Source organism: Bacillus cereus group sp. MYBK5-2 (assembly GCF_051915685.1).
Taxonomy (GTDB): Bacteria; Bacillota; Bacilli; order Bacillales; family Bacillaceae_G; genus Bacillus_A; species Bacillus_A cereus.
Genome location: NZ_JBQAFE010000004.1, coordinates 40,241 through 53,206, shown reverse-complemented (window position 1 = coordinate 53,206; position 12,966 = coordinate 40,241). Strand labels below are relative to the sequence as shown.

The following is a 12,966-nucleotide window of genomic DNA, read 5'->3' as shown; positions in this document are numbered from 1 at the left end:
CGCTTCGACAAAAATAGGAGTAAAATGAACTTGGTATCAAATTATGCTGAAATATTTCGAATAATTTTTTCAGTTTTTCTTATGCCAATAGTGAAAAAACATTATTGTCATAAACTAATCTGAAAACAGCAGTCAAACATTCAAGGGGGGTAATGGGGACATGAAAGGCCGCGAGTATACGTTTCGTAAGTGGCACTCATTAATGGGGGTCATCCCGGTTGGTGTCTTTTTGACGCAACATTTAATTGTAAACAACTTTGCAACACGAGGAGCAGAGGCTTTTAACAAAGCTGCAGGCTTTATGGAGCTCCTTCCATTCCGGTATGCGCTAGAAATTTTCATCATCTTTTTACCGATACTGTACCATGCTATATATGGCTTATATATTGCATTTACAGCTAAGAACAATGCGGTTTCTTACGGTTATTTCCGTAACTGGATGTTCGTCTTCCAAAGAATTTCAGGTATCGTTACGCTGATCTTCATTTCTTGGCACGTCTGGGAAACTCGTATTCAAGCAATGTTAGGTAAAGAGGTAAACTATGATATGATGGCAGATATTTTAAACAATCCAGCTATGTTTACATTCTACTTAGTTGGTGTTGTTTCAACAATTTTCCACTTTGCAAATGGACTATGGACATTCTGCATCAGCTGGGGAATTACAGTATCTCCACGTTCACAAAGAATCTCTACTTATGTAACATTAGCTATTTTCTTAGGTTTATCTTATGTAGGTGTGAGTGCATTATTAGCGTTCATCGATCCACAGCTAGCAAACCAGTAAGGAGTGGGAGAGCATGAAAGGGAAACTTATAGTAGTCGGCGGTGGCTTGGCTGGCTTAATGGCAACGATTAAAGCGGCAGAAGCAGGAGTAAATGTTGAACTGTTTTCTTTAGTACCAGTAAAACGTTCACATTCTGTATGTGCTCAGGGCGGAATTAACGGTGCCGTAAATACGAAAGGTGAAGGGGATTCTCCATGGATCCACTTTGACGATACAATTTATGGTGGGGACTTCTTAGCGAACCAACCACCAGTTAAAGCAATGTGTGAAGCAGCACCTGGTATCATTCATTTAATGGACCGTATGGGTGTTATGTTCAACCGTACGGAAGAAGGACTTCTTGATTTCCGTCGATTTGGTGGAACGCAACATCACCGTACAGCATTTGCTGGTGCAACAACTGGACAGCAATTACTTTACGCATTAGATGAGCAAGTACGTCGTCACGAAGTAGCAGGACTTGTAACGAAATATGAAGGTTGGGATTTCTTACGAGCTGTTGTTGATGATGAAGGTGTGTGCCGAGGAATCGTTGCACAAGACTTACAAACTATGGAGATTAGAAGTTTCGGAGCAGATGCCGTGATTATGGCAACAGGGGGCCCTGGTATCATTTTCGGAAAATCAACAAACTCCATTATCAATACAGGTACAGCAGCTTCTGCTGTATATCAACAAGGCGCATATTATGCAAACGGTGAGTTCATTCAAATTCACCCAACGGCAATTCCTGGAGACGATAAATTACGTCTTATGAGTGAATCTGCACGTGGTGAAGGTGGACGTGTTTGGACATATAAAGATGGTAAACCATGGTACTTCTTAGAAGAAAAATATCCGGCTTACGGAAACCTTGTACCTCGTGACATCGCAACGCGTGAAATCTTTGATGTTTGCGTAGAGCAAAAACTAGGTATTAACGGTGAAAACATGGTGTACTTAGATCTTTCTCATAAAGATCCAAAAGAACTAGATATTAAACTAGGTGGAATTATTGAAATCTATGAGAAATTTACAGGGGATGATCCTCGTAAACTACCGATGAAAATCTTCCCAGCTGTTCACTATTCAATGGGCGGACTATGGGTTGATTATAAACAGATGACAAATATTCCAGGTTTATTTGCAGCAGGTGAGTGTGATTATTCTATGCACGGTGGTAACCGTCTTGGTGCGAACTCACTATTATCAGCAATTTATGGTGGTATGGTAGCAGGACCAAACGCAATTGAGTATATGAAAGGTCTTTCTAAATCATCTGATGCTGTTTCATCTACTGTATATGAGCAAAATGAATTAATCGAAACAGAGAAATTTAACAATATTTTAACGATGGATGGTAACGAAAATGCGTATGTTCTTCATAAAGAGCTTGGAGAATGGATGACAGATAACGTTACAGTAGTTCGTGAAAATAAAAAATTATTAGAAACAGATGCGAAAATTGAAGAATTAATGGCTCGTTACAAACGTATTAACATTAACGATACAGCAAGATGGAGTAACCAAGGTGCTTCATTTACACGCCAACTTGCAAATATGTTTGAGTTAGCACGTGTTATTACAATTGGCGCATATAACCGTAATGAGAGCCGTGGGGCGCATTACAAACCTGAATTCCCAAATCGTGATGATGCAAACTTCTTAAAAACTACGATGGCAAAATTTGAGGGAGAAGGAAATGCACCAGCATTCCATTACGAGGACGTTGATATTTCGTTAATTAAACCGCGTAAACGTGATTATTCTTCAAAACACGATGTAGCTGCTAAGGGTGAAGAGAAGGGGGATAAACAACATGTCTGAGAAAACAATCCGCCTCATCATTACGAGACAAGACGGGCCAGATGCGCAAGCGTTTGACCAAGAGTTTGAAATTCCATATCGTCCGAATATGAATATTATCTCAGCACTTATGGAAATCCGTCGTAATCCTGTTGATTCAAAAGGGAACCAAACAACTCCGATTGCATGGGATATGAACTGCTTAGAGGAAGTATGTGGTGCATGTTCGATGGTGATTAACGGAAAACCACGTCAATCATGTACGGCACTTATTGATCAATTAGAGCAACCAATTCGCTTAAAACCGATGAAGACATTCCCGGTTGTACGTGACTTACAAGTTGATCGTAGTCGCATGTTTAATGCTCTAAAACGCGTTAAAGCGTGGATTCCAATTGATGGTACGTATGACCTAGGTCCAGGACCAAGAATGCCTGAGAAAAAGCGTCAATGGGCTTATGAGCTTTCAAAATGTATGACATGTGGTGTTTGCTTAGAATCATGTCCAAACGTAAACAGTAAGTCTGACTTTATTGGACCAGCACCGTTATCACAAGCTCGCTTATTCAACTCACATCCAACGGGTGAAATGCATAAAGCAGATCGCTTACGTGCAATTATGGGAGATGGAGGACTAGCAAACTGTGGTAACTCTCAAAACTGTGTGCAATCATGTCCGAAGGGTATTCCTTTAACAACTTCAATTGCGGCATTAAACCGTGATACAACAATTCAATCGTTCAAAGATTTCTTTGGTAGCGATAATAACTATTAATAAATATTGCCTCTTCATATCGAAGAGGCAATATTTATAACTGCATTTTTCTGTTTATTCTGTTTATTTCAAGGTGAAAAGGAGAGATAACAATGAAGAGGATTTCTTATATTGAAGACTTTGAGCAATGGGAAAGTGGTTTTTCGTTTTACAACCCTGTAAAGGTTCGTTTTGGTGAAGTAGATATGTTTGGACATGTAAATAATGTCGTTGCTTTTACTTATTTTGAAGAAGCTCGTATTGCGTTGTTTAAAGAACTTGGATTTATGCAAGAGTGGACACATGCATCATCAGAAACGATGATCGTTGTTGCGGATTTACAATGTAATTTTATTAAGCAAATATATTTTGATGAACAGCTGAAGGTGTATGTAAAGGCAGGATCGGTCGGGAATTCTTCTTTAGATTTACATTATATGGTGAAGAATGCAGCAGGAGAGGTTTGTTTAGTAGGTCGTGGAATGATGGTTCAAGCTTCGAAAAAAACAGGAAGAGGCGAACCATGGCCTGAAGAATGGAAGAAGAAATTACTACAATAATAGAGTGAAAGAAAAATAAGAGAGCAATTTGCTCTCTTATTTTTTGTCTTCCATCGCTTCTTCTAATGTTAAGTGATGTTTATATAGGTATGTAGCGTATGGATTACCAACGTAGCGTAAGTGCCATGGTTCATAGGCATATTCTGTTGTATCTGTTTTATCTTCTAAGTAACGAATGACAAAACCGAATTCATGAGCATGTTCCGCGACCCATTTTCCTTCTGCTGTCTCTCCGAAGATAGGCTCTAATTGAAATTTAGCTGATTTTGAACTAATATCCATTGCTAAACCCGTTTGGTGTTCACTTGTACCAGGAATTGCGCTTACCGAATTAGCTTCGGCTTTTCCTTGACGTCTAACGTATGTATCATGCAACGATTTTTGGCGTTTGTATGAACGATAACCAGATACAGCTGTAAGATCAAGCCCTTCTTTTTTCGCAGCTTTGAACATGTTTTCAAGTGCCTCGGCAGCATCTTTGCGCAGCAATGTTTTTTCTTTATCTTTTGGACTAATAAATGGTACATTTGGTCTCGTTAAGTCTTCAGGAATGTATCCATCTGGTAGTTTTCGATGTTTATTAATTAAGACAAGATTAGATTTTGGATTTGTTACAACTGAAAAGTCATTGTCTATTTTCTTTGCATTATGATCAGCTTTTGGAAAAGCAGGAATCTCTTCTTTTTTATGGTTATTATGCTTTTGACTTTCGACAGCTTTTGCTTCATTATGTAGTGGTGTTTTAGAACCAAAGTAAGCGAAAGATGTGATCCCGATTACAATAGTAGTGGCAGAAATAATTATTATCTTTTTCATGATGCCTTGTAATCACAGTCCCTTCTTCATAAAATGTGTATTGTTTTTTTATTATAAATCTAGTTTGTTGGAAAAGGAATATAAGAGTCATAACGTAATAGAAATGCAAAGAAAATGTCAGAAAATGTGTGAATTTGTAGTATTTTTTTATATAATTCATTTCTTATCTTTCATGATTTGCATTTTTTATGTAATATATATACATAAGAAGATGTAGCGATTATCGAGAATAAAGAACTTCTTGTATAGACTAGGAGTGAATGGGAATGGATTTTGCAACAATTATTGGACTTATTTTAGGATTTGTAGCAGTGGTAGTAGGGATGGTCGTCAAGGGCGCTGACATAACAGCCTTATTAAATCCTGCAGCAGCATTAATTATTTTTATCGGTACATTTGCTGCAGTATGTATTGCATTTCCGATGAATCAACTAAAAAGGGTTCCAAAACTATTTAAAGTTCTTTTTGGTTCAAATAAAAAGGATTTAAGTTATGAACAGTTGCTAGAATTATTTGTTCATTGGACATCTGAAAGTAGAAAATACGGTATTTTGTCTTTAGAGCAACAATTAGACAAAATTCAAGATGAATTTCTTTTGCGCGGTATGAAATTTGTGATTGATGGCGTATCCGCAGAAGATTTAGAGCAGATTTTGGAATCTGAATTAGAGGCAATTGAAGAAAGACATGCAAAGGGAGCTGCTATTTTTTCACAAGCTGGTACGTATGCACCGACATTAGGAGTTTTAGGTGCTGTTATCGGTCTTGTAGCTGCGCTTGGTAACTTAACTGATATTGAAAAGTTAGGTCATGCTATTTCTGGTGCGTTTATTGCAACGATTTTTGGTATTTTTTCAGGTTACGTATTATGGCATCCATTTGCAAATAAGTTAAAGCAAAAATCTTCAGCTGAAATTGAGAAAAAACGTTTAATCATTGATTGTTTATTAATGTTACAAGAAGGTACATATCCGTTTATTATGAAGAACCGCATTTTAGGTGCACTTTCTGCAACTGAGCGTAAAAAGCTAGAAAAAGGAGCAGAAAAAAATGCGGAGTAAGAAAAATAGAAGAGGCAAAAAGAAAAAACATGATGAGCATATCGATGAAACGTGGTTAATCCCATACTCTGATATGTTAACGTTGTTATTTGCATTGTTTATCGTTTTATTCGCAATGAGTAGTATAGATGCTGCGAAGTTTAAACAGATGGCAGTTGCTTTTCGAAGTGAATTAGCTGGGGGAACAGGTAACAAAGAATTTTTAAGTGATCAAAAGCCAAATGATGAAAAAGAATTATCAGCAAGTAGCCTTGAGGCAGAACAAGCAAAAAAACAAGAAGAAGCTAGAGCTAAAGAAAAAAAAGAGATGGATGAATTGAAAGCATTACAAAAAAAGATTGATCAATATATTAATGAAAAACAATTATCTTCTTCTTTTCAAACTAAATTAACTGAAAAGGGATTAATGGTGACAATATTAGAAAATATACTGTTTGATTCGGGGAAAGCAGATGTGAAATTAGAATCTTTAGGGATTGCAAAAGAGATGTCTAGCTTACTTGTTTCAGCGTCACCTCGTGAAATTACAGTATCGGGTCATACGGATAATGTCCCTATTGCCAATGCGCAGTTTGCGTCGAATTGGGAATTAAGTACGCAGCGGGCAGTTAATTTTATGCAAGTATTACTGCAAAATAAAGAATTACAACCAGAAAAATTTAGTGCGATTGGATACGGAGAATACCGTTCAATTGCTCCAAACGATACACAAGAAGGAAAGGCAAAGAATAGACGTGTGGAAGTATTTATCTTGCCTTTAACAGAGAAAGTAAAATAAAAGAGGATGGCGAATGCCATCCTCTTTTATTTTACATCAAATGATTTTAAGTTGTCGCGACGGATTTTATCTTTTTCTGCATCTGATTTTTTGAAATCATAATCATATAAAGCGCCTTCCCAATCGCCATACATTGGATTCGGGAAAATAATGAATTTCTCACCAAATTGTGCTTTTGAATCTGCTACTGTTTGGTTACGATCTTTTACAGATTTTCCATCAAAACCTGTGAAATCAGATAAGTTATCACCGAAGAATAAGACAATATCATGGGTTTGAGAAACGAGTTCACGGCGTTTTTCTTTTCCTTTTTCTTTCGGATCTTGTAGTAATATATGTTCTTTCGTTGCTTGAGGAGCACCTACACGCTCAAGATTTTTAATTGTTGCATCTAGTTGATTCGTTTTACGATTTGAGATGTAGTAAATATCTACACCTTTAGACTCTGTATATTTTAAGAAATCAATTGCGCCTGGAAGGGCTTCAGCTTCAGCTTTGTTAATCCAATCATCCCATTTGTAAGGATAGCCTTTGCCTGTTTTTACGCTCATTGCCTGATGAGGACTGTTATCTAAAACAGTTTCGTCTAAATCAAGCACGATAGCAGGTTTTTTCTCTGTCCCTTTTGCAAGAATTGCATCAAGCTTTAATTGACCAATGTTGTACCCTTGGTAGTAAAGTGCTTTCGTTTCACCGGCTGTTTGATACCATAAATCAGCCATTAATTGTTGTTCTGTTAATTTTACTTTCTCTTCTTTCGCCACTGTTTTCTCTGGTGTTCCTGAACATGCTACAAGTGATGTAGATAGAACCGCTACAGATAATAAAGTGGTAATGCCCCTCTTCATCTTCATATGTATCCTCCTTGATGTTAGAAAATCATTTTATATTATATATTAAAATATAATATTTTTATATGAACATTTGCATATTGTCTTTTGTATATATAGTAGTATGTCCTATATTAGAAAGATGAGCAAAATAATAATAGTTGTTTTGACAAGTTTTATTGTCGTAATGACAATTATAATTGACAAAAAGAACTTTTTTATTTACAATTTTAACTAAATAGAACAAATGATGGATTCATGACGATGTTTACATATAAGAGAATGAAGCGTGGTGCTATATTTTGTCTTGAATAAACATAGTCTTTGAAAGAGAGTACGAATGATACTAAAGGGGAGGCTTTATACTTGAGTTTACAAATTCAAAACTTAACGAAACAATTTGGGGAATCAAAAGCAGTTAACGGTTTGCAAATTTCGTTACCAAAAGGTGAAGTACTAGGGTTACTTGGACGAAATGGTGCAGGGAAAACAACAACAATCAAAATGCTTCTCGGATTATTAACGCCTAATGAAGGTTCGATTACATGGGATGGAAAAGCATTTGGAAATAGTGGTGTAACAATTGGGTATTTACCAGAAGAAAGAGGTTTATATACAAAAAGTAGAGTAATAGATCAGCTGCGATATTTTGGTAGATTAGAAGGAATGTCGAAGAAAGAAGTGGATCACGCTATTGATCACTGGTTAGAGCGTTTAGCGATACCAGAATATAAATTTAAAACGGCTGGAGAGCTTTCAAAAGGGAATCAGCAAAAAATACAATTAATTGCTGCTCTTCTTCATAATCCGGAACTTCTCATTTTAGATGAACCATTCAGCGGCCTTGATCCAGTTAATGCTGGGATGCTAGCTAGTATTATTGAAGAACAAGTACAGAGCGGAAAGACGATTATTTTATCAAGTCATCGTATGGAACAAGTAGAGGCTTTTTGCCAACATGTATGTATTTTGAAAAAAGGTGAAGCAGTCGTAAAAGGACAGCTAAGTGATATTAAGAAAGAATACGGTTTCCGTAATTTAACGATTGAAGATACAGTAGAGAATGAAAAGGGATTAGAAGCTATACATGTATCGTATGAAAAACAACAAGGCCTTCTTTATGTGAAAGTACAAGACGATGCGGAAGCTCTCAAGATTTTGCAACAGTTGCAAGAGCAAGGTGTTAGCTTACGACAATTCAAAATGTTAGAGCCGACGTTAAACGAAATCTTTGTAGAGAGGGCGAAATAACGATGCGTAAATTTTCTCACGTATTTTCATTTTATTTTAGGGAAGCGTTTTTATCTAAGAAATCATTAATTACGAGTGCGATTTTATTTTTAGTTGTGTTTGGGATTTTTGCATTTAATCATTTTACTTCAGGCGATGATAAAAATAAGGATAAAGATAAAATTGCAGTTGTAGTAGAGAGTTCCACATATAAAGTACAAAAAGATGAGCTAAATAAGCTATTGCCATCAGCAAAAATAACAATTGGTTCAAAGGATGATTTTGATAAACTGCATAAGCAAGTAGAAGAAGGCGATTTAGATGGTCTATTCCATGTGACGGAAAAGGGTGGGGCTCCATCGATTACATATATGTATAATGGATTTCCAAGCCAAGCAACTTCTGCAATTATGGCAGGATATTTAAAGCAACAATATACGATGGTGACGATTGCCAAAAATAATGTTTCACCAGAAATTGCACAGCAATTACAAACAGAAATTCAAGTAAAGCAAGAAGCGATAAAAGATCGTACATCTTCTTTCGGAATTGCCTATTTCTTTACATTTGCTTTATATATGTTTATTGTAGCGTTCGGAAATACAATCGCAATGAATATTGCATCTGAAAAGGCGTCACGTGTAATGGAAGTAATGCTTCCGAAAGTGAAGCCTCTTACGATGATGTATGCGAAAATTTTAGCGGTTGTTTCAACGGCGTTATTGCAACTTGTCATATTGGCGTGTGGTTATCTTATTCCATATTTGTTAGGCTGGGTCGATTTAGAAAGTGCCTCACTATTTGGTATTCCAATTGACTTTACGAAATTAGATGCAAAGGTTATCAGCATGTTTCTTGTTTATTTCATTACGGGATATTTACTTTATGCGATGATGTATGCTGCTGCTGGAGCTGTCGTGTCTAAGACGGAGGATTTACAAGCTGTATCTTTCCCGGTAATGATTTTAATTATGGCTGCATTCTTTATTAGTATTAAATCATTAAGTGATCCGAATAGTACTATCGTTGTTGTAAGTTCTTACGTTCCATTTTTTACACCGATGGTTACCTTCTCACGTATTGTAGCTGGTGAAGCAGGTATGCTAGAAATTACGATAACATTAGCAGTCTTATTGGCGACAATTGCGGTATTAAATGCTGTTACAAGCCGCATTTACGTAAACGGCGTAATGAATTACTCAGATAAAGTGAAATTTAAAGATTTAGCGAAATTTATAAAGCGTCAATAATGAGAGAAAAGCATGATTTCCTATTGAAATCATGCTTTTTCTTTATGTATAAATTAAAAATAGTATATAATAATAAGAGTCGTCTTTTAATAGAATGAATAAAAAGGAGGGTGTGCAGATGGGGATTAGTAGTCGTTTTACAGTAGGTGTTCATATGCTGACATTACTTGCGATAGATCGAAACTCTCGCTGTACCTCTGAATGGATTGCCGGTAGTGTGAATACAAATCCAGTTGTGATTCGTCGCATTACAGGAATGTTGAAGAGAGCAGGGCTTGTTGATGTACAAGCTGGTAAAGGTGGTACGACACTTGCTCGAGATTTAGAAGAAATTACATTACTTGATGTATATAAAGCAGTGGAAGTTGTAGAAGAAGGACAACTATTTTCCTTCCATGAAAATCCCAACATTGAATGTCCAGTAGGAGCTAATATTCAATCAGTATTAGAAATTATTTTAATGCAAGCGCAAGAAGCGATGGAAAACGTACTTGCAAATGTAACGGTAGATCAATTAGTTACAAATTTAAAGTCTAAAATGAAAGAATAAAAAAAGCGAGCTTCCTCATAATGAGGGCTCGCATTTTTTTATTCAGAAATATTGAAAATTCTATTTTTCAGTATTTAAAATGAATTTACCTACGATAGCTGCGAAGATACCACCAAGAATTGGTGCTACGATGAATACCCATAGTTGAGAAAGTGCTTCTCCACCAACAAATAAAGCTGGTGCGATACTACGAGCTGGGTTAACAGATGTTCCAGTTAATGGAATTCCTAATAAGTGAATTAAAACTAATGTGAAACCAATTACTAGTCCAGCTAAAGAAGAACTTCCTTTTTTACCTGTTACAGCAACGATAACTAAAATAAATACGAAAGTTAAAATGAACTCAACTAAAAATGCTCCAGATAAACCAAGAGTTCCGAAACCATTTTGTCCTAAATTATCTAAAGGTGTTTTAGCAGATTTTAAAATTGTTACTAACGTTGCAGTTCCTAATAAACCACCTAAAATTTGAGCTAATACATAATAACAAAGTTCCATAGCGTTCATTCGTTTGTTGATGAACATAGCTACTGATACTGCTGGGTTAATGTGACATCCAGAAATTGTTCCGATGCTATATGCCATAGCTACAATAGATAGACCGAAAGCCATAGCGATTCCTAATGTTCCAATTCCTTCAATTCCGCCGCCAGTGACAGCTACTCCAGTTCCGAATAATACAAGTACAAATGTACCAATAAATTCAGCGATTGCTTTTTTTAACATAATTTACCTCCTATTAATGCGCATGAAACGTATTATAACATAAGTTTTAGTATAAACAGCCAATGAAATACTATTCTGATAAGGCGAAATAGGGGGACAATAAAAAAGAGTATGGTTCATCTCTATAGAACCATACCCTTTTTTTATGCCGATTTTTTCTGTTTAACGACTGGAACAGAACGGTTTAAAATACTATTTGCAACCATTCCTAACATGATAATAATCATTCCGATGAGAGAAAGTCCTTCAGGGAGTGAACCATTTAAGAAAATGATTTCTCCAAGTACGGTAAAGACCATCGTTCCAGCTTGTGTTGCTTCAACAGCTCCAAGTAGAGCGAGGTTATCTTTTGCTAAGTCAGTAGCAAAGAAAAATGTCATCGTTGCAATAACGCCGGAACATAACGCTAACAAAAATCCTTGAAGCATTTGGTTGGATGTTGGAATGCCAGTAGTAGAAAATCCGTATATACCAAGCAAGATTGTTATAGGAAGACTTCCAATTGCCATTCCTAATACACGTTGGAACGTATCAAGGCGTCCACCAACAAGCTCCATCATTTTTCGGTTACCGAACGGATATAAGAAAGCGGCTAATACGACAGGTAAAAAACCTGAAATGAACTGAGTCATTGTAATATGGCCTGCGGCAGTTGCTTGCATACAAATTACACCAAGTAAAATAAATAATGCAACATATAAGCTACGAAGTGGAATTTTTCCGCGTACAAGTTTCGTACCTGATTTTGTTTCTATTTTCACGAAAAATAGTGGTGATAGTAGTAAACCAGCTAAAATCGTAACTTGCCAAGTTCCAGCAACGAGCCAAGCTGGAGAAAAGACAGCTGCGAAACTTAATAAAGAATAAAAACCAATACCGGCAACAGAACCCCATCCGATCCATGCCAATGGATGTTTTTTTAACTCTTCCCATAATTCCCTAAAGTTTTTGCGAAATAAAACGATAAGGAATAAAATAGGAAGAGCAAATAAAAAACGGAAGGAAGCTGTCCAAGCCCAGCTCGTTCCAGATACATTCATTGCTCTATTAATAATAAAGGTTGCAGAAAAAAAGGCCGATGATAAAAGACCTAATAAAATTGCGCGCATGAAGTATAGCACTCCTTTCGAAAATAAATAATTATGTATAGTATGATATACTTTTAATTATTAAAAGTAAACTATTTTATACTTTGAGGTGGTTTTATATATGAAAGAAAATGAAGATATGCAAACGAAAGAAGTCATTCAACAAGTTGGACAGTTATTGAGACAAATTCGAAATGAACAGAAATTAAGTTTAGAAGAATTAGCCCATAAAACAGGAGTTAGTAAATTAACATTAGGAAAGATCGAAAGAGGGGAAACAAATCCGACACTAGCTGTCATTTGGAAAATAACGAAAGGGTTATCAATTCCTTTATCCAGATTAATGGTTGTTGGAGAACCTGTAGCTGTTGCACGCTGTGGAGAAGGATTTGCAGTAGATGAAGGACAAGCGTGGCATTTAGAAACGATGTTCCGTTATACGAAAGAAACAGGGATGGAAATGCACCGTGCTTGTTTACGATCAAATAGTATATATGAGCCAGAAGCTCATCATGAAGGTGCGATTGAGCTTGTAACGGTAATGAAAGGGAAAGTGTCTATTCAAGTGGAGAATGATGTATACGAATTAAATGAGTTTGATTCCATTCAATTTGAAGCGAATAAGAAGCATATTTATAAAAATGAAGAAGAAGAAGTGGCGGTATTACATTTAACGATGAAATATTCTTCATGAAAAAATCACCTATAGGATTCTATAGGTGATTTGCTCTTCTTAAGTATGTGAAATGA

At 36.2% G+C, this 12,966-nt stretch carries 14 protein-coding genes; 10 read left to right on the top strand and 4 right to left on the bottom strand.

The features are described 5' to 3' along the window. The first annotated feature begins 160 nt into the window (after positions 1-160). The 4 genes from sdhC to ACTFP3_RS15960 all read left to right on the top strand — a co-directional run bounded on the left by sdhC (position 161) and on the right by ACTFP3_RS15960 (position 3,887). Positions 161-787: a succinate dehydrogenase cytochrome B558 gene (sdhC, locus tag ACTFP3_RS15975; protein ID WP_000678355.1), complete on the top strand. Its 627-nt coding sequence runs from the start codon at positions 161-163 to the stop codon at positions 785-787. Positions 788-800: 13 nt separating this feature from the next. Further along, positions 801-2,594: a succinate dehydrogenase flavoprotein subunit gene (gene sdhA, locus ACTFP3_RS15970; protein WP_000676750.1), complete on the top strand. Its 1,794-nt coding sequence runs from the start codon at positions 801-803 to the stop codon at positions 2,592-2,594. Beyond that, entirely contained in the window at positions 2,587-3,348 is a 762-nt protein-coding gene (gene sdhB / locus ACTFP3_RS15965) for a succinate dehydrogenase iron-sulfur subunit (protein WP_001291827.1), read from the top strand. The genes sdhA and sdhB overlap by 8 nt, the downstream gene beginning before the upstream one ends. A 92-nt stretch (positions 3,349-3,440) precedes the next feature. Then, positions 3,441-3,887: an acyl-CoA thioesterase gene (locus ACTFP3_RS15960; protein ID WP_000822734.1), complete on the top strand. Its 447-nt coding sequence runs from the start codon at positions 3,441-3,443 to the stop codon at positions 3,885-3,887. A 36-nt stretch (positions 3,888-3,923) separates the two neighbouring features. Here ACTFP3_RS15960 and ACTFP3_RS15955 read toward each other — a convergent pair whose 3' ends face one another. Continuing rightward, positions 3,924-4,703, bottom strand: a complete 780-nt coding sequence (locus ACTFP3_RS15955; RefSeq protein WP_000720201.1) for a M15 family metallopeptidase — start codon at positions 4,701-4,703, stop codon at positions 3,924-3,926. Between the two features lie 266 nt (positions 4,704-4,969). On the opposite strand from ACTFP3_RS15955, the gene motA reads away from it, so the two are divergent. Both motA and motB read left to right on the top strand, forming a co-directional pair. Then, positions 4,970-5,764 (top strand): flagellar motor stator protein MotA, encoded by a 795-nt coding sequence (motA, locus tag ACTFP3_RS15950; RefSeq protein ID WP_000344853.1) that lies wholly within the window; start codon positions 4,970-4,972, stop codon positions 5,762-5,764. Continuing rightward, on the top strand, positions 5,754-6,542 hold the full coding sequence (motB, locus tag ACTFP3_RS15945; RefSeq protein WP_001256734.1) for a flagellar motor protein MotB: 789 nt from the start codon (positions 5,754-5,756) through the stop codon (positions 6,540-6,542). Before motA ends, motB begins: the two co-directional genes overlap by 11 nt. A gap of 26 nt (positions 6,543-6,568) precedes the next feature. On the opposite strand, the gene ACTFP3_RS15940 is transcribed toward motB, so the two are convergent. After that, positions 6,569-7,396: a 5'-nucleotidase, lipoprotein e(P4) family gene (locus ACTFP3_RS15940; RefSeq protein ID WP_000782767.1), complete on the bottom strand. Its 828-nt coding sequence runs from the start codon at positions 7,394-7,396 to the stop codon at positions 6,569-6,571. Between the two features lie 342 nt (positions 7,397-7,738). On the opposite strand from ACTFP3_RS15940, the gene ACTFP3_RS15935 reads away from it, so the two are divergent. From ACTFP3_RS15935 to ACTFP3_RS15925, 3 genes are all read left to right on the top strand, one after another. Continuing rightward, positions 7,739-8,623 (top strand): ABC transporter ATP-binding protein, encoded by an 885-nt coding sequence (locus ACTFP3_RS15935; RefSeq protein WP_000058117.1) that lies wholly within the window; start codon positions 7,739-7,741, stop codon positions 8,621-8,623. A gap of 2 nt (positions 8,624-8,625) precedes the next feature. Continuing rightward, on the top strand, positions 8,626-9,852 hold the full coding sequence (locus ACTFP3_RS15930; protein WP_001224980.1) for an ABC transporter permease: 1,227 nt from the start codon (positions 8,626-8,628) through the stop codon (positions 9,850-9,852). 118 nt (positions 9,853-9,970) lie between these two features. Continuing rightward, a complete protein-coding gene (locus ACTFP3_RS15925) occupies positions 9,971-10,402 on the top strand; it encodes an Rrf2 family transcriptional regulator (RefSeq protein ID WP_000512998.1) in 432 nt (143 codons plus the stop codon). Positions 10,403-10,462: 60 nt separating this feature from the next. Here ACTFP3_RS15925 and ACTFP3_RS15920 read toward each other — a convergent pair whose 3' ends face one another. Together ACTFP3_RS15920 and ACTFP3_RS15915 are read right to left on the bottom strand one after the other, a co-directional pair. Beyond that, positions 10,463-11,128: an aquaporin gene (locus tag ACTFP3_RS15920; RefSeq protein ID WP_000913213.1), complete on the bottom strand. Its 666-nt coding sequence runs from the start codon at positions 11,126-11,128 to the stop codon at positions 10,463-10,465. A 143-nt stretch (positions 11,129-11,271) separates the two neighbouring features. Then, a complete protein-coding gene (locus tag ACTFP3_RS15915) occupies positions 11,272-12,237 on the bottom strand; it encodes a DMT family transporter (protein WP_001201624.1) in 966 nt (321 codons plus the stop codon). A gap of 100 nt (positions 12,238-12,337) precedes the next feature. Here ACTFP3_RS15915 and ACTFP3_RS15910 point away from each other — a divergent pair, with 100 nt between their 5' ends. After that, the gene (locus ACTFP3_RS15910; protein WP_000661924.1) at positions 12,338-12,910 is read left to right on the top strand and encodes a helix-turn-helix domain-containing protein; all 573 of its coding nucleotides are present in this window, start codon (positions 12,338-12,340) and stop codon (positions 12,908-12,910) included. Positions 12,911-12,966: the final 56 nt, after the last annotated feature.